The following is a 22,020-nucleotide window of genomic DNA, read 5'->3' as shown; positions in this document are numbered from 1 at the left end:
CCTTTGCATCTTCTTGCGCTCTTATGCAAAGATTAAACAACACTAAAGGTTCCTTTATTTCAGCATAAATGTCAATGGCTGGTTGGCGCCGACCTCAAATGAAAAAGCATTATTAAGAATTGAGATCCCCTTTTCATCCAGTTGATCACCTCTTAAATTACACAAGTATGCCTTTTTGTATGAGGTATTTCCCGGAAGCTTTACCGTGCATTTACCTGGGCTACCTGCCTGTTCCCAGAAACGAATAACTGCGCTATTTCCTTTTTTGTTAAAAGAAGTTACCAGCACACCTTTACGATCCAATTCGAGTCCCCTTTGCATATTGGGCAGTTCACCTGTTGTTGCGTAATTATAAGCATAGGCATTGCCTGAAGGAGCATAAAAAGCGGCGCTTAATGGCGTGCGAGTTTCTTCCGCGGGTGTAACCAATGCAGATTCGGCATCATAGTTTTTATAACTCCAGATATAAAACTTAGCCGCATGCGAACCTTCTACCCACTCAGTGAAATTGGTCCCCCAAACATTATTGTACAAATTGGACAGTACGGTTCCTGTTGTAAGTGCTTTTGTTTTGGAATACACGCCAATGCCGGGTTGATCTATGCTTATGCCGGGTGTATTTGGGCAATTCAGGCCAATGCCACCCTTCTGATCATACATGGCCATCGAGGTGTTCAGAAAATAAAAGTCGTGATTGGTATTGTTCACCAGATCCCTTTGGGGATCCACAATGCCGCCTGTACGTAACAACCGGTATTCAGGTTTATCTAAAGCAAATGGGAATGCTATCCAGCCGGCTTCGGGGTTAGGTATTCCTTTCTTTCCATCCAGCCCAATTGTAATTTCGATATACGGTTGGTTTTCGTACAATGTATAGCTCACCAGGTATTGTTGTGCAGAGCTGTCATTTAACTGGCACATGGCCGTAGCACGTATGATGCTATTATTATTAAGCCATTCTATTTTATTACATTTTCCAGAGGTCCTTAGGGCAGTTTGGTTAGGCAACTGGCCCTTTAACCTTATAAATTCCTGTCCTGACCATACAAGGCTGCTAGGTTTTGCGTAACTCGTGTTATAGGTCTCCACTTGTTCCTGTCCCAGTTGTTGGTACACGTATTCACCAAAAGCATAATTGCTTTTAGCATCGATCAATTCGCGCTTGTTTTGTTTATCAAGAACTGAAAGCAAAGTTCCCGTTGAAGGATTGATTGTTATTTTGAAGAATTTGTTTTCCAACACATTTTTTTGCTCATTGACTGAAAGCGTTGATGACATTTCTTCAGCATTTTCCATCGCAACAAAAGTTTTGTAACCGCCTGCCGGGATTTCGGTTGCATCGAAAGAAAGCAAGTTGTGATCCTGGTAAACAGGTATCACTTTACCGGTTTCCATGTCTTTCACCGCTTTAATGGGCGGTACCTGGTGGGACGGATTTTCATAATAGCTTTGAAATAGACTTACGCGACCGTTTCTTGTCCATGGCAAAGGGTTATAAACGGTTACATGCGAAGTTTTCTCTTTCACTGATTTGGTCAACTCAAAAAGAAGATTCCGCTTTATAGGCCAGATCATTTTTTCTGCTTTTCGTGTGTAAGCCGACTTCTCCTCCCAAGACTTTTCCAGGAAATAATAATTCCCTTCAGCTTTGTTAATCTTGAAATCGTCACCATATTTCCAAAAAAGTTGATGGCCATGTGACAGTGCTCCCCCAAAAGTGTGTTCATCAAAAAGCAACATGTTTTCTGCAGCTGCATTCACATACCTATCAATAGAAACGTCTTTCCCCTTCCAAAAATTCATATGAGTATTCAACTGCTCGGTCACATAGGTTTCACGCTGAAACTTTTTATTCGTTTTCACCTCTTCAGGCATCGACATAAATCCATGAATCCAGGTATCCGGCATATCGCCTTTAATCGTTGGCAATTGCGGTTTTTCCTTCATCAACAAATCATAAAAGTCAGCGATTCTGCCGATATGTATCCGCGCATTAGGCATTTTCTCACGGGCCTCTTTTAACAAGGCTGCTACCTCTTTAGGATCTGGCGCCCCTGTATTTTCGTGCGTATGAATCATGGCCAGCCAGGTTTTGTGAGGCCAGTCTTTCGGCGGTAAAATTCCTGATCCATAATATTGTGCCCAATAAAAGGTAAGTAATTTTGAACCATCAGGCCCTTGCCACCAAAACAAGGTAGGTACATCAGGCGATGCGGAACCTGAATTACAGCCAATATGTAAAATATCGACACCAGCGTTTTTTAGCAAGGTGGGGATAACCCAGGAATGCTCAGGCACATCAGTAAACTTGGCATCGCGGGCAGGTTTTAAACCCAAACGACGATTAAGGTTATCGCCAATTGAAAGCCCACGCACAAGATTTTCCATGTCGCTCGATTCCGTTTCTACTGTAAATGGCAGGGCATGAGAAACTATCCTTTGTTCTTTAATCGCCTTTTCCAGTCGCACTTTGTTACGGGGAGAACAATTATCGAGCATGTACTGGAGTGGCCAGGCGGGAATCGTCCACACAAACCGTTCTTGTTTTGGCAACGAAGCGGTTTGATCAATATAGTCTAACGTTTTTTCAAGCATGGGCCCGCTGTATTTTTGAAGCACGCCTTCTGCCCAATCTGTATAACCAATATCAACATGCATTTTGAACGCGATTACAATATCTGTAACCGTATTATTTGCCGACCCTTTGCCTGCATCAACAGCGCTAATCTGTGCCTTCAACAGTAAAGGAAGCATTAACATTAAAAGGAAAACTAATTTTATTTTTTTCATTGTTATACAATTCGACTATATGAAACAGTATAAGCTGTTTGTTGGTCTTATGCTTGCAAATTACTTTACTAAATTTTCCTTACCATCTTTGAAAATCGGCTTAGAGCCCCATGCTTTGTTGGGTTCAGATCCAAGCTTTATTTTCATTGAACCACCACCTGCAAATTCTTTAAAAGGAAACTCGAAACTGTTCCAGGATTTCCCATTCAATTCTACCGATTGTATGTAGGTATTATCTTTTCCGGCAGGTGATGATGTTTGTATAACGAACTGTTTCTTACCTGGCAGTTTAAACGTGATTTTATCGAAGATGGGCGAAGTGATTTCCAAAGTTGGATTTACATCAACTAGGCCTTGTACATCAAATAGACCCACGGCCATCAAAGTACTTAAAGCACCCATTTGTCCCTGGTCTTCATCGCCCCTGTAACCTGTTGTAGCAGTGGTATCGCCAAAAGTTGCCTCTTTCACTTGTCTTACCCAGTACTGCGTCAACCATGGTGCGCCGGCGTGACTGAACAAATGGCCCATGTGGCAGCCAGGTTGATTGTCGTAATCAACACGGGCAGCGTAGTGTTCACCATGCTCTGCCGCGAAACCTTTATTAACTCCACTTTCAAAATCAGCATTTAATCTATTTACAAAAGCATCATTTCCACCCATGGCTTGTATTAATCCTTTCACATCCTGGGGAACATAATAACTGTAAATAGATGCATTTGATTCAATGAAACCTGGGGTGGCATGATTAGTGCCTTTTTTTGTTCCTACCGGTTCGAAGTTAGTAAGCCAGTTACCCAAAGTGTCTTTGGGTCTTATATAGCCCTTGGAGGCATCAAAAATATTTTTCCAGTACCCGGCCCTTTGCATAAACTCCGGGCAATATTCTTTCTTATTCAAGGTAGATGCCATATTAGCAATACACCAATCCTGGTAAGCATATTCTAGAGTCATAGAAGCTCCTCCGCGGTTATATCCATCACCTCTATCCTTGATCTCAATAGGCACATAGCCGTATTTAAGATACCAGTCGATACCGCCGCCCTCAGGAGTAGGACCGGCTTCATAACCTGCCCTGTCCCTTGTGCCGCCCGGAAACGCATTCTTGTAAGCACCTTTAAAGGCTAGTTCTTTATCAAAAGTTGCCCGTCCGGTCTGGAGCAAAGCTGACAACAGGGGCACTGTCTGATCGCCCACCATCACATAACATTCTTGTCCACCCCAGGATGTTCTGCCCAACAAGCCCATATTCTTGTAGTAAGAAAGAAAAGTGGAGGCCAAATCATTTCCATATTCGGGATATACCATCGACCATAAAATATTAAGGTTCCATTGAGAGCCCCATAAACCATCAGCATCCAGAAAATGATACGACGGAACACCCTTTGCATTTAGCGGAATATATCGAACAACGGGTGCAGGTCCGGTGTTGTCGGTATATGCACCGTTCACATCTTCACTTATTCTGCGGCCAATAGCGGTATGCATTAAATCGGTGTAAAACTTCACCTGCTGCTTCTTCGTTCCACCACTCACTTCAATCCGGCCAAGGTAATCGTTCCATGCCTGCTTAGCCTTTACAACCGCTCCCTCAAAATCCCAATCAGTAATTTCTTTGTTGAGATTCATTTTCGCATTTTCCATGCTTACAAATGAAATCCCTACCTGCATCATGATTTGCTCCCCCTGTTTAAGATTATTGTAGCTGGCATATGCACCTGCTTTGGGATCATCGGTTAGGTTTCCATTAACTAATACTTTTTTTTCAGGATCTAGATCAGCAGCTTTCCAGAAGTTTATTTTGTCGAAGGGCTTACTGAACTTAGCATAAAAGTACACCGTACAGTTTTTCTTTCTCCTGAAGGTGGGCGCGTTTACCGAGTATCCTTCTATTTCAGTGTTGCTTATTTTTTTTGCATATCCCTTCAGCATTTTTACCGGTCCCAAGGCTGCAGTCAGATCCATAATGATATGAGCTTCTTTGGTAGCGGGAAATGTATAACAATGAAAGCCTGCACGCTGAGAAGATGTTAATTCTGCAGTGATTCCATAATCAGGAAGCAAAAGCTTATGATATCCAGGCTTTGCAACTTCACCCTGGTGATTCAATTTGCATTTAGTAGCTTCTAAACCTTGTAATGCCTTACATGGACCAACAACAGGCATTACCGGAATCCCTGCCGTTTGAGTATTATGAATATGACTGAAGTTGAAAATATATTCATCGTTATGGCGATATCCTGCATTCCACAAATCACCGTGATGGGTATCGGGACTTAAAGCCACCATGCCATATGGCAAAGATGCGGCTGCAAAAAAATCAAAGCGAGGCTTTGCAGTGGCCACTAGCGGATTCGCCAGGTCAGCAGGCTTCTGGCCGAATGCTTTTGCGAATGTGAAAAAAAATAATCCCAACAAAAAAACTCTCATATTGTATTTTCTAATCATTAATTGTCTGTATTTATTTACCGTCTAAGCAAGAAGAAATTATTTTTTTGACGAATCAGCCTTCATGGATAAGTCTACGCTTTTGACCAACTTTCTATATTTATCAACGGAAGCGCTCATGCCTTTTGTTAAATGGTATTTAGGACCGATAAACACAAAAGCATACGGTTTGTAAAGGGTAGCGCAAGAAGGATTTTGATTCTTCAGATCTTCATACTGTTTCCAGTAGCGATCATATTTTTCAACGGAAGTTTTAATCTTAGCTTTATTGTAAATGCCCGTTTTATCCCCTTCGAACCCCATAGCCATGATATTCCACCCTTCGGCAATGATCTTATGCAACAACAATCCGTATTGGCTGGACACCCTAACATAGTCTTGGTCAGCTTTATTGCTGATTTGTATCTTCCGGCTTAATGCCTCTATCGACTGCCACATCCTTACCGCTTCATATTTTTCGTCTACGGCTTTTTGCAACAGACCCTGATTGTAATACTTGGAAAATGCATGATACAACGGCCCTTCAGAACTATGTTTATCAACTTCTACAATAGAGTCTATCCCAGCCAGAAACTCGTCTCTCATCCACCATGTCCACCCGTTTTCAAACGGCAGCGCACTACTGAAATGTCCTCTCAGAACAGCTTTCGCCGAAAGCAAACACAATTGCCGAAACCTTTTACGCGAAGCACCCCTGATACCGTTTTCATCCATAAAACGGTCAAACACCTCATCCTCGGTTTGCGCTGTATTGGAAGCCCAATGATCAATTACATAGGCATTGAGCTTACACCAAAATTCGTTGCTGATATAAGGGCCTACCCAGCCTCCTCCACGACTCCAACTCCAAACACCTTTAAAGTTGGGGCTGTTTTTAATATCATTTAGCGATTTATTACCTTTTTGCGGTGTATTGGTTTCATACTCTTCAAAGCCATTGATCACACCATTCATTACATAATTGGGGTATGCTCCCTTTCCTTCGTACTCACGCTGACATTGCACTTCAACAATCTGGGAATGATTGCCGAGCGTTAAGGTAGGATTGAAACTAAAGGTTCTCAGGTAATCACCTTTTGTATGTTTAATAGAAAATATAAGCTGCGGGTGAGGAGTAATATTGTTGACCACATTTAAGTAATAGTCTGGCGACTCGTGCATCCCACCAAAAGACCATGTACGATAAAATATGGTCTTATTTCTTTTCACACACACTTCTTCCCGTAACAGGTTAATTAGTTTGATATGGCTTTGCTCTCTATTGGTAATTGGGTTATTGCCTGTATGATAAGGAACATTGTTTGTGTAGGTTTCCCCTGTGCGGATTACCAACCCATCCAGGTCTGGAAAAGTTTCAAACAATTCTTCCAACATAATTTTATGGATCTCCAATGTTCGGGGACGCTCAAACGATATGCGGCCCAGGCTGTCGCATATTTCATCGTGATACAATTCCACGAGCTTTTTGGGCAATACAATGATGTCGGTAAAATAATATACTTTGATACCCGCGGCATGAGCGGCTTTAATATTCTTTTTTACCGTCTCAGCAGCATTCATTACCCACTGCCATTCTTTGGAACCCTCTGGAAAGATCGCTGGGCTTAGCTTCCTGAAAGTAATAGCAGCATGAGCAAATGTAAAATCATTCATAACCTGCCCGGTATAGCCTTGTTCTGCCAATACTTTCGGGTCATTAAAAATTGATTGGGTTAATGATTCACCTGGGTTATGGTGAACCATATCCAAAATATAACCCTCATTTTTCTTTTGTGAAAAAACTTGCAACGAAAAAATACACAGGGTCAGGAATAATAACAATCGGGCGTTCATGTTAATGATTTTCTCACTTTGATAAATAGCAAACCTACTTTTTCCAGTTCTTTCCAAAATGGATTATCCTATACTAAAGATGGACTTTGTATATAACAACCTTGTTGAAAAAGCTTAAACTAAAGTGGAATAATAACAAATCAAAAAAATGATAGGCAGCTACTTGTAAAATCAGGTTACGAAAACGTTTGAAATTACTCTTTCAAACGTTTTCGTTTTTTTTCACATTAGAGATGTAAATTGTTATCCTTCGAGTCCTAAAAAGGCATAAAGTAAATAGTTTAAACCCAAAAAAGTCATTAGCCTCAATTTCTAATGACCGCCATTAGAAATTAAGAGTGTTAACTTGTTGATAACTATTGGTTTTATACCAATGTAAATTGGAGGAAATTGCAGTAAGTAAACCTTATTTGAACTTGGACCTGAAAATTGACTTTACAGACAAAGAAATAACTCCTTGGTCGGGTATTATTTTGATGAAAAAAATGTTGGACAGGATGGATTTTGAAGCTGCATTGGATCAGTTGCCATTGCCAGCCCCAGGGTCAAACCGGGGGTATTCTCCGCATCAACTCATCCAACAGTTTATGACCAGTATATGGTGTGGGGCCAACAAGTTTGAACATTGCGAGGTAACGCGCCATGATGCGGTCATGAAACAATGCTGGGGTTTCAAACAAATGGCAGGCAGTAAAGCCATCCAGCGCTTTTTTAATAAACATACCCTGGCCACCAACCAGCAGATCTTCACCCCTTTATACCAATGGTTTTTTGGCAATCTGCAGTATGATAATTACACGCTGGATGTCGACTCCACCATCCTTACCCGATACGGCGGGCAACAGGGTAGTAAAAAAGGATACAACCCCCTTAAGCCAGGCCGCAACAGTCATCATCCTTTAATCGCCTTTATAGAGGAAACAAAAATGGTCGCCAACTTTTGGCTGCGAAGCGGCGACAGCTATACGAGCAATAATTTTCAGGGCTTTTTAGCCGATACGATCGAAAAACTAAACGGTAAAAAAATAGGCTTATTCAGGGCCGACAGTGGATTTTACGGTAAAGAAGTATTTGAGTATCTGGAGCAAAGTCCACAAGTGGGCAACTACATCATTGCCGCCCGGCAGTACAAACCGATCCAACAAAAACTCGCCGCACAACACCTGTGGGTAAAAGTTACTGCTGGTATCGAAGTGGCCGAAAGCACTTATCAAAGTCCCCTGTGGGATCAACCCAGAAGGCTGGTCATGGTCCGCCAGCAAGTCAGTGAACGCCCCTGTGCAACGGGCAAAACGCTGAAACTATTTGAAGACGAGGGCATTTATAAAAATTACCGCTACAGTTGTTTTGTCACCGATTTAACCCTGCCGGCACTTCAGGTGTGGAATCTGTACCGGCAAAGGGCCAATTGCGAAAACCGGATCAAAGAACTGAAATACGATTTTGGGGCAGACAGCTTCAATCTTAAAAACTTTGATGCCACCGAAGCGGCCCTGAACTGGGTGATGATGGCCTATAACTTCATCAGCCTTTTCAGGCAGGTCGTGCTTAATACCCAAGTAGAACAACGCCTGAAAACATTACGCTACAAGGTGTTTGCCATTGGCGGGTATATGGTAAAAAACGGCAGCCAGAAAATCCTAAAACTGTCGCTGGCCATGAAACGAAGAGAATGGTTTACCGGCCTATGGAATTGTAATAAAACATTTGACTTGACAAAAACTTAAATCCCTAATGACTTTTTTGGGTTAAAAATAAAAAAGAGTCCCCTGCCAATACATGACAGGGGACTCTGACCAATTCAACCCGTTGGTGCTATTTCAAATGGATTTTTATCCCTTCTTCCTGAGATCGCCCCTAACGCCACAACGCTTATACCATCCTCATAAGCTAATCTCTACCCGTTCGGTTTATAGGAAATTGAGCCATCGAAAATTGCTTCATTCTCTCTGGTTGCATTACGGCTTTCTGCTTCCATTCAGCTGAACCATACACGCCGGCCTCAGCATAGTTGAATGGTTTGAATCCTATCTTCTTGCATAGTTCAAAATTTTTGAAATTAAAATTGAAGGATTCAGGTGCAACAAACATCGGATCCGCTACCAGAGAATGTTGATCCTTTCCCAATTGTCGCCATTTGTCAAAACTGATCGTATCGATTTTAACGTCTGGAGTACGGGTATCCCAATAGCAATTGCTATCTGATAATATGTTCACCCTAGGCCAGTTGCTATTAGTCAGCTCTCCATTTGTGAAATAGATAATATTGCTAGTAAACCTGAATGACAAATGCTTTTCAATCCTGGTAGCAGCCAACTGCGATTTCCCGTTAAAAGCAAAAATATTATTACGGATTATGTTATTCCTTCCAAAGTGTTGGTGAAAGCCCTGGCTCTTGCAGTTGTATACCAGGTTGTTCTCCATCACTATACCAGTTGACCCCTCATCAGTATACAAGCCCCATCCACCATAACTATAGGCATAAATATCATGAACGGTGTTATTTCGGACTACCGTGCCTTCCGATGCCCCCAAAGTATAAATGCCTCCCATATCACTTAAAACACCCCAGCCCAAATGATGAATGTGATTGAAAGAAATGGTATTGCGCTTAGCCGCACTATAAGAATAACCCCAAACCCAGCCAACAGAAATACCTGAATAGTACAGATCAGAAATCTCATTATGACTGACTGTATTATCCGATCCATTCAATATACCAATGCCTACTGCGCAGGGAAATATTTTTCCGCCCCCACTAATAATATTATTATCAATTTTTATTTTTCGGGTCAGATATTTTTGATACCCAATTGAATCAACCGCATCGGTTTTTAAAGTGTCGCTATAAACCGTAATTCCCTTCTGCGGACGAATGACATCGCCAATCTTAATACCTCCAGCACCCAGATCTTGCATCAGGCAATGCTGAACGGCACAGTTGCTGCAAGCTTTTCTGAACCAGAATGCATAAGTACCTGTATGCCCAACTTCACAATTTGCAAAAGATATATTGCTGGCAAAGTCAGCCAGGATAACTGCATCTACCTGTGCCGCAGCTTGCTGGGGCTCTATCCCGTTTACTCCGGTTTGAAACCGGGAAACCTTAAACCGGAGATTTTCAAAACGGATATGTTCAACTTGTTTGCAGGTCTGCTCATTGCCTTGCATGACAATAAACTTGTCCACAATGGGCGCCATAAAACGGGTGTTCTCAATGGTTTCTCCTGGCAAGGGAATATAGAACAATTCTCCGCTACGTGACAAAAACCATTCACCCGGATGATCCAGCGCCTGGCGATAGTTTTCAATGGAAACCAAGGTGTGCCCATCAAGCTTATTCCAAGGCTTCATGCTTTTACCTTCAACATAGAAGCCTGTACTTTCAGTATTAGGATACTGCAATCGCTTTCTCGTATAATCCCATTTATGATAAAAGTTAAATATTACATCATTCCATTCCTTCCTATCAACCGTACTCAGCTCCTTTGCAGCACCCACACTGTCAAGCCCAACCTGTTGAACAGCAAAGCCGGCATTGGCTCCCTGATTATCCAGGATTGTTTCAGTGGCGCTCTTGAGATTATAAAATCCCGTATTAGGACTTACTGCCCGCTGCGCTCTTTTACCGTTCACAAAAAGCTGTTCAAAATACCAACCGAAACTGGCTGTTTGCGGAACAAAGGCTTTCCACAACTGATCATTCACTTTTGTAAAACCCTTTATTTCAATACCTCCATAAAAAACAGGGAATGCACCATCTGCTGCTTTATATACTACGGGCGCTTTTGCACTGCCACCATCGTCGCTGCTGAGTTCAAGCGGTCGCGACATATAATAAACCCCATTTTCAATTATAACATAAATGGTCTCGTTGACAGGGCCAATTTTGCGGAGCTCCCTTATTCTGTCCCTTGCACCATTCAGCGTAAGTAAAGGACTTTGTTTGCTGCCCTTGTTGCTATCTTTCCCATTGGGTGATACATATAAACTGATCCCAAAAACATTGGCCGAAAGCCCCATAAAAATCACCAGGAAATAAACTATACCACTCCAGATTCTTCTATTCATATGATTAATAGTTGTAATAAAAAACACTTAAATATTATTGGATGCGCCTAATGACCATCTTTATAAATTGGCGCAGCAGGTGCATCAAAATGTAAGGTTGGTATTAAAGGTTCATCCAGCGGAACACCGGTTTTCTTTTGTCGTGATACCTTGATTGCCTTTACCGGCGCCAGGTATAAGTTGATCAGTGTTCCTTCGCAGCCTCTGTCGGGCATCATTTCTGCATACACTTTCATACATTCATTAAACATATTCAATACATCGTTGCAGATTGAATTGTATTGTTCATTGCTGATGTTCGGCGCGTTCAACTCATTGGCTTTAATAAATGCCTGAAGATAGATATTGGTGGCTCTTAACCGATTATCCAGAAAAGAAATGGCAGTTTGAGCATAATTGTTTTTATTTCCTGCTGCACAACTAAGTAAAGTCTGCCTTGCTTCTTCGTATTGCTCAAGCATGTCCTTCATTACTTTACCGGATTGAAACTGAAATCCATTTCTCCAATATCCGATCCAGGCAAAACCCAGATTAGAAGTGTACGCACTAAAGGCCTTTTGCAGCAAACTCATGGCTTTGCTAAATTTTTCCGGATCCGATATACCCAGCCGTTGCGCATAGCTTCTGTAAAAAGCTTCGGGAGCTTCAGCGCCATAAATGGTTGCCAGTGCAGCATAACGGGCTATGATACTATTCTCAGAAGTACGCCAATGGTTAAATGCTACGGTGTTCATCCCTCCGAACGATCCTCCATGCTGCTCATTGAGCAATTCATAAATACCTTTTATACCATTTTGCTGCAGATACATCATACCATCAAACTCAAGCCAGGAGTAGATGATGGAATTCTTCCTGTCGTTTGTATCTGGCAGAACTTTTGGAACATTGCGGGCCACATACTCGCTGCCATGCGCAGGCAGGAGACAAATCTTACCGGCAGCTAAATATTTTCTTGCAAGATGATAGGCTGGTGCATTGTATTTGTTGGTACAATAAATGCCCAACTTCAGTGGCGGCAATGAAATATGTTGTTGATTGGCGGCCTCTATTACCTTAATAACATGTCCTATTTGTCCATAGACATAACCAAGATCTGACTGTACCAGCTCAATAGGAGATGTAAGGATACTATCCTTTAAAATTTCTGTGCCGAAGAATGAGCCAAGAATCGTTTTGGATTCTTCAGCAGTGTTTCGGGGGCCCCAGCCACCACTTTCTTCGGTGATCATTTCAATGGCATCGGCCATCGGGTATTGCCGGTATATTTGCTGCAGTGCATCAAGTGTTGGCTGTATATCAGTCGATTTGTTTCTGGGCTCAAACGAAAACTGTACGGTCATGCCTGTCCGTTTGGCTTCTTTCATCACCTCCTGCAGCCACTGCACCGACATTTTGCTTCGCCTGGGCCGGTTATCAAAATAAGGTTCTATCTCCGGTATACAGTATGTTTTGTTGTTATGTACATACTTTTTTATCAGTGCATGATCAGGAATATCATGCCTGTCGCCGTAAAAAAAATTGCCGGCATATACTGTTGTGTCTTTCCTTTTTACTTCGTACCACTGCCCCGGATAACTATGAAACGCAATAAAATTGAAACGCAACCTTGCAAGGTTGCGTATATATTGCTTTGCATCCGATAGTGAATAAGAAGAAATGTCCATGGGGAAATTAATGTGCTGACGGATACCACGATATTTCACCGCAGGCACAATAATTTCGGAATAGTTTTTAATCGCTCCTTTATTGATCCTTCCATCAAGATAATAACCGTTGAACTCAAAAGTATAACCTAGCTTCTCCAACAGCGTGTAAACCGCACAGGGAATATCTTTATCTGCAGCCCCACTCAATTCAATGTATTGCTTTCTGTTTCTGACAAAGCAGTTTACGGCAAAAGCACTTTCCTTTAAGGAGGAATTCTTTTTTAAAGTAATGATCCAATCAACTGATTTACCCATACTGGTGTAGTGCAAATCATCCTTTTTGTCCAGAAAATTCTTTAGTTCAGCTATACTGAAAGCAACAGCTGGATGTCCGCTCCGAGAGACGATTGTGAAATCTGTAGCTTCCGCCATAAATGGTATAAAACACAATAAAAGAAGCAACCTTTTCATTTGAGTAATAATAAAGTCCTTAGATCCGTTTCAAAAATTCGAAATCGGTTATGATAAAGCTGTGCCATACTAAAAATATTGAAAAATGGACAAGAATGGTGTAATATACCCGTCATATCGAGTAGGAAGATAGGGATTATTTCCCTATCTGTCCTCTCACACCACCGTACGTACGGTTCTCGTATACGGCGGTTTGTTAAAATAACGACGGTTGCCCATCGGCTTGCCATTGACAATAATAATGCTGAAAACCCCAATAGCCTTTCTTTTTCCAGTAGCTGATATTCAGCGTTCTAAGTAAAATGGGGCTGTGTGCAACTCTGGCTGCACCTTTACTTGTGTTGCCCCACTGATAGGCCAATGATTTTCCTACTTCGAGTTTTATTAGGTTGGAGACTTTGGTTCGTATCCGTTTCCATCTCCTCCAGGTGTTGATTCGCAATCGGGTTCTTAACCATTCATCAAGTTTCTCCATTTTACTTCTCGCATTGGCGATTTTAAAGTAGTTTACCCAGCCTCTGATGATTTCATCGAGCTTTTTAAGCTTGTTTGCTTCTGGGCTGGGGTTACTTGATTGGGTTATCCTTTTACATTTCGCTTTCACCCTTTGGAAGGGCTGTTCTCCTATTCTAATCTGCCAGCCTTTCTTTGTTTTATAAAAGCTGAAGCCAAGCAGGTAGCTGTTGGAGGGTCGGCTGATTTTCGTCTTTACCCTGTTTACCTTTAGTAGTAGCTCCTTTTCTATGTATTCTATGATTCCGGCAGCTACTCTTTGGGCTGCTTTCTTACTTTGTACATAGATACTGCAATCATCGGCATAACGCACAAATTTATGTCCCCGCTTTACCAACTCCTTGTCCAGCTCATTTAAAATGATGTTGGAAAGCAATGGGCTTAACGGGCTACCTTGAGGGGTACCTTCGCTGCGAGGGCTTAGCACTCCGCCTTCCATTATGCCGCTTTTCAGGTAAAGGCTGACTAGTTTTAGGGTGCGTTTGTCCGCAATCTTCTTACTTAGTAAACCCAGTAGTTGCTGGTGGTTTACCTTGTCGAAGAATTTCTCCACATCCAGCTCTATTATCCATTCCCGGCCTGTGTTAAGGTACTTTTGGGCAGTCATTACTGCCTTATGGGCATTCTTACCCGGCCTGAAACCAAAGCTGTTTTCGTTAAATTCCTGTTCGTACTGCGGAATTAGCCATTGGGAGACCGCTTGTTGCAGCATCCTGTCCACTACACAAGGAATTCCTAGCATCCTTTTGCCGCCCTGTGGTTTGCGTATTTCTACTTTCCGCACGGGTTGTGGCTCATAAGTGCCTTGGAGTATACTTTTCAGTAGGGCTTGATAGTGGGCATTTACATAGGGGCGAAGTTCATCGCTCTGCAGATGGTCAATACCCGCTGCCCCTTGGTTGCGTTCTACGGCAACAAGGGCTCTTTCAAGGTTTCTTCTGTCGAATATTCTCTCTAGCATTACTTTAACCGATAGCGCATTCGGGCAATTCCGTCAGTTTCTTTCATTTTCTGCTAAGCTCCTTCTGCAGTCTACTTTCGGTTTCCGACCTTTCCTCATGCAGACAGTTCTCTTACGTGTTTCGGCTTTTTTTTTTTTTCGCTTCAAATGATTTAGCTGTTTCCTTGCCAATTTTAACATTCAGCCCTTTTCCCAACATTACTTGGAATACTATGGCTTCTGCTGACTTCTGATAACACCAGTGCTTGCATCCCTGCAAGCTGTTTCCGCTTTAGGTTGCGCTTCTCCCGCTGCCAGATTGTTATCAGATCTCTCAGGGTAAGTCTAATCGCTTTCCTCTCATGTAGCCTCTGCATATACATTCATGGCATCTGTGTAGTGTGGGACTTTGATTTCTTTAGCAATCTTATCCTGCCATGACTGCCTCTTATACAGTTTCTGTTCGTAGGCTCGAGAGTTTGCCTTGGGCTTCCTTCAGATTCCTTCTCGCGAAGGACACCCTTGCCGTCGGCTAACACTTCCCACTACAAAGCGTGTTCGGGACTTGCACCCTAGAGCTATTAAACATGCCTGACGCACTAAGAAAAGCTCCCCGCCATTGGGGCGGGGAGCTTCAAACAATATCATAGGTCTATAAATAAAAATCGATTACTTTGGCGAATCCCATCCTGGATTTTGCGTCAACTTTTTGTTGCGTAAAAGATCATCCGTTGGAAGAGGAGAAAGGTAATCCCTATTAGGATTAAATGTGTACCCATTAGCCAAGGTAGCCTGGTATGGGTCAACAAAGCCATTTGCGTCCACCTTTATATTTGTTGGTTTAGGGATTATATTAGCAAAATCCGCTGCATTATACTTAAAACCTTTTGGACGTTTGCCATCAAATAATTTATGTGCACGCCATCTTTTCCAGTCACTCGTTCTAAAACCTTCTCCAGCCAATTCAACCCTGCGCTCTTGTCTCACAATCGCCAAAGCGTCTGATACAGGATAGCCATAGTCAGGCCAGCTTGCCGTTACTGTCGGTTTCACACTGGTCAGTGAAGGCATACCAACGCGGGCGCGAATTAAATCTATATTATCAGAAAGATCCGGGAATGTTCCATTCAACTCAACATATGCTTCCACATAGTTGAGCATCAGCTCTGGTATTCTGAAAGCAATACCTGCAATCTCAGGATCGATATAGTTGCCTTGTAGTGTTGAACTAGGGTTATGCGCTTTCTTTGGTGCAAATCCTGTTATTGTATTCCTGTCAGCACTGCTATTCATCGTAGGTACAGTAAATAACATGCCATTATAAGCTCCAGTATTGTTATTGATCAAATCACCTGGTATAAATACACTTTGTTTGAATCGCGGGTCAAGAAGGCCGGCCATCTGCGTTAAAGAAGCAGTACCCGATGTGTTTACCACAGATGGATCTGTAATATCTATTGAGGTTCCATCTTTTTTTAGGTAACTCTTTACTAAATCCAAAGAGTATGAACATCCACCATAACCATATAACCATACGATATAACCCACCTGATTGGTTACACCCAATGCTTGCGAATAGTTCTTGCTTAAAGTAACCTCTGGGATAGCTTTATAGTCAAATTGACCAAACAGGTTGTAATAAGCCTGTTGTGTTCCACCGGTGGTATATAATTTACCTGCAAACCCGCCACAATCTGTTTTAAACTGCGTGTATGCGTCTATGGCTTTTTGGAACATCTTATTGGCATCTACGCCCGAAGCGGAAGGTGTTCCGGCGTGATATTTAGCCCAGGTTGCTTCATACAATGCTACACGAGATTTATAAATCAGCGCCGTTTCTTTGTTTATCCTGTTTACGCCAACCGCCGATCTTGGTTTAAGGTTAACGATCGCTTTATCGATGAGCGACATAATGGAGTCTACAACCAACGCCCTGGAATCTCTCGGCTTATACAATTGTTCGGTATCTTTATCTGATATAACGTGTGAATACCAGGGCACATCACCAAACGCAGCCACCAGTCCATGATACCTCATTGCTTTCAAAAAGCAAGCTTCCCCATAAGTTTGCTGATACTTTGCGAATGGCTCCGGACAACGTTGATAGTTATCGAAAAACGTATTGATTTGTCGTATAGCAGCAAAGTTCCATCCACCACCGGTAGCTGGGGTAGTGGAGACTTGCCCATTCATATACGTGTTGTAGCTCGTTGCAAGAACCATATTGTCTGAGGTTTGGTCGGCTGTATAGTACCCCATCCCGGTTGGAGATAGTTGACCCGGCAACCAATCATATAAACCTGTTATATAGGCCTCCAGTTCCCCAGGAGTTTTCCAAAATTCAGCTGTAGATATCTTATCAAGCGGAGCTCTATCCAAAAAATCATCCACACAAGAAGAAATAGAAACAATTATACTGAAAGAAGCACCCCACATGATGGTTCTCCTTATCATTTTCTTAACGGACTTATTTATCATTATCGTTCGTTTTTTTATATTATCAATTAAAATCCAAGATTCACACCAAATGAGTACGTTGCCTGTTCCGGATACATTTGGCCTCCGTTCACGAACTCAGGATCTATGTAATTAGGCAGCTTCGACAACACGCCGATGTTCTCTGCCGAGAAATAAAGGCGACAGTTCTGAATTTTCGCGTGTTTTAACCACTCATTCGGCAAAGTATAGGTTGCCATTACGTTTTTCAAGCGCATATAGGCACCACTCATCATATACCTGGTATTGGTCGCGAAGTTTTTAGCACCTTGACCACCTGCATTGCTATAAGGCCTTGGGAAATAAGCATCTACATTTTCACCTAAGTGTGCAAGAAGTCTTGGGTTGCTATTGGCATCTCTATAATAGTCCAGTTGTTTTCCTTGATATATACCCGTTCCAATCGTACTGCCGGTGTACATATTTCCCCAATAAAAGTAACTACTTGACATAAACAAGTCACGCTTGCCTACACCTTCAAGGAATGCAGACACATCTACACGTCCTGCTTTGGGAATGCTATAACCGGTAGCCAGGTTGAATGCGAAACGGTAGCGAGGCGTACTGTTTCCGATCTTGCGCAAGTCACCGTGGTTTTCAAGGGTTAAATTACCTGCTGATATTAAACCATCACCATCAAGGTCTTCATACTTCACGTCACCTGGATACCATTGTGGATGGATCTTACTCTGACTCACAATTGGTTGTGCTCCAGCTGTCGGTACGGGAGCTGCAAAGTCATTTGCGTTCAGTAAGCGATTAGAAGTGTATCCCCAGATCTCACCCAATTCTTTTCCAACATACCATCCACTTAGAGAGTTGACTGTCGTATTGTATTTGGTTACTTTCGACAACGCATCCGACAGGTTTACACCTACACTGTAGTCCCATCTGCTGGTGATCTTATCTGTCCATTTTACTTGCGCTTCCCAACCTTTGGTTTCCATTGCAGCATTGTTTACTGGCGGAGCAGTATCACCTAATACATTTGGCAGAGGAGTAGGCGGACCGATCATATCCCATGATAATCTATTGAAATAATCAAACTCTGTGGTTAAGCGGTTGTTTAGGAAGCCTAATTCCAAGCCAAAGTCAGCCGTGGTAAACTTTTCCCAGGTACGTTCAAAGTTCAATATGCCCGGCATACTCACAAAAGGCAGACGTTTGCCGTCGAATATCCATGCTGACTGGGGAGAGCCTGCCATGGTAGATATGTGCTGAAATCCCGTCTGACCCTGGTTACCCACGGTACCATAGGACGCTCTTAATTTCGCACGATTGACAACCGGCTCGATCACTTTCCAGAAATTTTCGTTACTCATATTCCAGCCCGCAGATACCGACGGGAAGAAGCCCCAACGCTTATCAGCTGCATAACGGCCGGAACCATCGTATCGTCCATTCACTTCAAGCAAGTATCTATCGTTATAATTGTAATTAAACCTTCCAAAGACACCAGCAACCGCATTATCGTTAATCTCATCGGTAAGGAAAGGAGTTGTTCCGTACGAAGTAGCGATTGAAGGCATATCGATAATGTAAAGGTTCAGGTTAGAACCAGTCAAGTATTTCGCATTATTCTCTTCAATTTGGGCGCCCCCTTGCACTCTGAAGTTATGTTTTCCAAAGTTATGTTCATAAGCTGTATAGCCCTGAAGAGTCCTGTATGTTCCCAAAGAATTTGTTTTAGCTATCTGGGATACATCTGTAAACTGAACCGGGTTGAGCGCTCCGTTAGGTGCTATTTCATAAACAGGTTTACGAAGCGTCTGGTTGTCATTAAAGGCCACACGCCAGGTACCGTCAACATGTGCCGTCCATCCCTTTGCAAGATCAAGATCCAGTCCTAATATATTATCCAGGAGATGGCTTTTATTATCAGAGTTACCACCTTCCTTTGCCGCAAGAATCTGCGACAGGGCGCTATATTGTCCTGTAGTATTTTTTACCGGAATGGTTGGCCACGCTCCGTAAGCAAATTGATAGAACCTGTTTCTATCATTATCTGTCCCTGTTGGGGCTAATGTGTTGGATAATGAATAACGGGTACGATAGGTCAGCTTCATCCAGTCATTTACCTGTGCAACCAATCCTCCATTGAAATTATACCGTTTGTACTTGTCTATATCTTCTATAAAATTAAAAACACCCGGTTGATCCACAAAAGAGGCAGAAACAAAGTAGTTGACCTTATCAGTTCCACCTTTTACAGAGAAATCATGCTGCTGACGAAATGAAGTGCGAAAAAATACATCAAACCAATCATTGTTGTTATATGTTTGGGCGGCATTACTCCATGCAAGTCCATTATTAGGATTCAGTTGTTCAAGGGTATATTTTCCAGGATTATTTACATTATCCTGAATCATATCCAAAACGGCTGGTGTGAACAATTGAGCACTTCCACTATTTGCAAACGCCTGATTTCTGGAGAGCGCAAAAGTATATGAGTCAACAGTGTGAGGCGTTCTCACATTAGAAACATTTGCAAAGTTTACACTATATGTAAATACAGGCTTTTCATTTTTCTTGCCCATTTTGGTAGTAACAACCAGTACACCGAAAGGGGCGCGGGCGCCATATACGGCAGCGGCAGCGGCATCTTTCAATACCGATACACTTTCGATATCATTTGGATTCATCGCATTGAAGTCCCCCATAACCGCAGGAATCCCATCAATCACCACCAATGGTGTAGTTGCGCCACTTAAAAGAGCTTGTCCCCTGATTTGAACGGTGGGGCTTGAGCCCGGGGTGTTACCGCCTGCCGGTGTGCTGAACATCAAGCTGGGAGCCGTGCCTTGCAACAGGGCGCTGGGACTGGTTACAGGGCGATTTTCCAATTGTTTGGAGGTAATCACATCGACTGCGCCTGTAACATTTACTTTCTTTTGGGTACCGTAAGCCACTACCACAACGTCCTTTAAGCTCGTTGCTTCTTCTTTAAGCACAACACCTAGAACAGTTGCTGAACCTATCGTGATTTCTTTTTGAATAAATCCGATACTTTTAAAGACCAGGATTTTTCCTGAATTTACTTTAATTGAAAAAGCTCCATTAGCATCCGTTGTGGTGCCATTGGAGGTTCCTTTTTCAAATACCGATACAGCAGGTATCGGCAATCCGACTTCATCCCTTACCTGTCCGGTAACCGTCTTGGTTGCCTGAGTTTGTGCAAATAAAAGCGCTGAATTACAGAGCATTATACACACAATCAGAAATTGTAGAGTTTTTCTCATAAAATAATTAAAAATTGATTTAAAATGGTTGTATCACTCAATTAATTCCCTTAAACTAAAGTGGATTAATTGCAAATCAAAAAGCTGATAAAGCCGTAACCAGTGAAACCAGGCTACGAAAACGTTTGAAATTACCCTTTCAAACGTTTTCGTATTTTTTCACACAAGCGAGGTAAATGGGTATTAATTGTAAACGTTTTTGATTCATTTCTTTTTTAATAAGGTCATGTTATTTAAGATTTTAGAGCAACAAAAATTATAGTTCTAAAACTGGCAGACAATGGATTATACTTGGGATCTTATGGATTATTGTTGCGTAAATAAAATCTGAAATTTGTGAAATGAGGCTACGAAAAAGGTTGAAAATGCTCTTTCAAACGTTTTCGTATTTTTTTTCACACAAGAGATGTAATTTGTTTTATCTTTCGAGCCCTAAACCACGAATATGAAGAGGTCTGCACCCACAATTAAAGAAATTGCCCAAAAGTTAAACATTTCCGTTTCAACCGTTTCTAAGGCAATTCATAATCACCCGAGTATTGGTTTAACAACTAAAGAGAGGGTGCAGAAACTTGCCAAGGAGCTTAATTATGTACCCAACCAAGCAGCGCTACATTTAAAGCATCAAAAGTCCTCGGTTATAGGTGTTATTTTACCAAAGCTTATCGACCAGTTTTTTTCGCTTACAGTTAATGGAATTGAAGATTATGCATTGAAAAATAATTACAACGTATTTACTACTCAATCGCATGAAAGTTTAACAAGGGAGAAGGAGCTCGTTGCAATTATGCAACGTGCCCAAGTTGATGGCGTCATCGTTGCTGTTTCAAAAGAAACCACGTCGTACGATCACTTTAATGCTTTAGAAAATGCAGGAATACCCGTAGTGTATTTCGTTCGACAACCTAAAGAAGCCATGTTACATAACTGGGTATCGAGTAATGTTTATGAGGCAGCAGGTAAAGCAGTTGATTTTTTGATTGCTCAGGGCCATACTCGAATCGCCCATCTAAAAGGGCCTGATTCTTTGCTTACCAGCAAGCATCGTTATGATGGTTATATGGAGGCCCTGGGAAGGAACAACATTGCCTATGATGCAGACCTGGTAAAAATATGTGACCTAACAAAAGCAGGAACCCAAAAAGCAATGAAAGAACTACTACAGGTGGATGAACCGCCTACCGCAGTTCTTTGTTTTAAAGATTATATGGTGCTTGATGCAATGCAGTTTCTGAGGAAACAATCACAAACCAATCAAAAGAAAATTGAGTTCATTGGTTTTGGAAACTTGCCAATGTTTGAATATTTTGATGAAAAACCACTAGCATCGTTGGATGAACGGCCATATGAAATAGGTGAAAAAGCTATTTCTCTCTTATTAAAGTTAATTAATGGTGCAACTGAGGAAGGCATTCAAAATATTAATTTAGAATGCAAGCTTATTGTGCATTAGACCTTCGGAGTTTAAGCCTTCGAATTCATCTTCGAGGTAAATCAAATGTTCAGCACTAATAGCCCGGTACACCCTTCGAAAAAAGAAGTTTTTGAAATGGCCCGGGCTTCAATTTTTAGC

10 protein-coding genes are annotated in these 22,020 nt (G+C 42.0%); 2 read left to right on the top strand and 8 right to left on the bottom strand.

Going from position 1 to position 22,020, the window contains the following annotated elements:
• Positions 1-54: 54 nt before the first annotated feature.
• From L2B55_RS02020 to L2B55_RS02010, 3 genes are read right to left on the bottom strand one after another with little or no spacing between them, the layout of a single operon-like run.
• Complete coding sequence (locus L2B55_RS02020; protein ID WP_237848622.1) at positions 55-2,790, bottom strand: glycoside hydrolase family 38 N-terminal domain-containing protein; 2,736 nt, start codon at positions 2,788-2,790, stop codon at positions 55-57.
• A gap of 60 nt (positions 2,791-2,850) precedes the next feature.
• A complete protein-coding gene (locus L2B55_RS02015) occupies positions 2,851-5,220 on the bottom strand; it encodes a GH92 family glycosyl hydrolase (protein WP_237848621.1) in 2,370 nt (789 codons plus the stop codon).
• Between the two features lie 57 nt (positions 5,221-5,277).
• A complete protein-coding gene (locus L2B55_RS02010) occupies positions 5,278-7,071 on the bottom strand; it encodes a hypothetical protein (RefSeq protein WP_237848620.1) in 1,794 nt (597 codons plus the stop codon).
• Between the two features lie 380 nt (positions 7,072-7,451).
• On the opposite strand from L2B55_RS02010, the gene L2B55_RS02005 reads away from it, so the two are divergent.
• The gene (locus tag L2B55_RS02005) at positions 7,452-8,798 is read left to right on the top strand and encodes an IS1380 family transposase (RefSeq protein WP_237847370.1); all 1,347 of its coding nucleotides are present in this window, start codon (positions 7,452-7,454) and stop codon (positions 8,796-8,798) included.
• Between the two features lie 163 nt (positions 8,799-8,961).
• Here L2B55_RS02005 and L2B55_RS02000 read toward each other — a convergent pair whose 3' ends face one another.
• The 5 genes from L2B55_RS02000 to L2B55_RS01980 form a co-directional block, all read right to left on the bottom strand.
• Positions 8,962-11,142, bottom strand: coding sequence for a right-handed parallel beta-helix repeat-containing protein (locus tag L2B55_RS02000; protein WP_237848619.1), 2,181 nt, complete (start codon positions 11,140-11,142; stop codon positions 8,962-8,964).
• A gap of 47 nt (positions 11,143-11,189) precedes the next feature.
• The gene (locus L2B55_RS01995) at positions 11,190-13,259 is read right to left on the bottom strand and encodes a hypothetical protein (protein WP_237848618.1); all 2,070 of its coding nucleotides are present in this window, start codon (positions 13,257-13,259) and stop codon (positions 11,190-11,192) included.
• A gap of 196 nt (positions 13,260-13,455) precedes the next feature.
• Entirely contained in the window at positions 13,456-14,733 is a 1,278-nt protein-coding gene (gene ltrA / locus L2B55_RS01990; RefSeq protein ID WP_237848617.1) for a group II intron reverse transcriptase/maturase, read from the bottom strand.
• Positions 14,734-15,381: 648 nt separating this feature from the next.
• Positions 15,382-17,190: a RagB/SusD family nutrient uptake outer membrane protein gene (locus L2B55_RS01985; RefSeq protein WP_237848616.1), complete on the bottom strand. Its 1,809-nt coding sequence runs from the start codon at positions 17,188-17,190 to the stop codon at positions 15,382-15,384.
• 26 nt (positions 17,191-17,216) lie between these two features.
• Complete coding sequence (locus L2B55_RS01980; RefSeq protein WP_237848615.1) at positions 17,217-20,447, bottom strand: SusC/RagA family TonB-linked outer membrane protein; 3,231 nt, start codon at positions 20,445-20,447, stop codon at positions 17,217-17,219.
• Between the two features lie 445 nt (positions 20,448-20,892).
• Between L2B55_RS01980 and L2B55_RS01975 the strand changes: the two genes are divergently transcribed.
• The gene (locus L2B55_RS01975) at positions 20,893-21,900 is read left to right on the top strand and encodes a LacI family DNA-binding transcriptional regulator (protein WP_237848614.1); all 1,008 of its coding nucleotides are present in this window, start codon (positions 20,893-20,895) and stop codon (positions 21,898-21,900) included.
• The last annotated feature ends 120 nt before the right edge of the window (positions 21,901-22,020 follow it).

Origin of the sequence: Solitalea lacus (assembly GCF_022014595.1) — a bacterium.
GTDB lineage: Bacteria > Bacteroidota > Bacteroidia > Sphingobacteriales > Sphingobacteriaceae > Solitalea > Solitalea lacus.
Note: the sequence above shows the minus strand (reverse complement) of the source record. Positions and strands in the feature narration are given on the sequence as shown.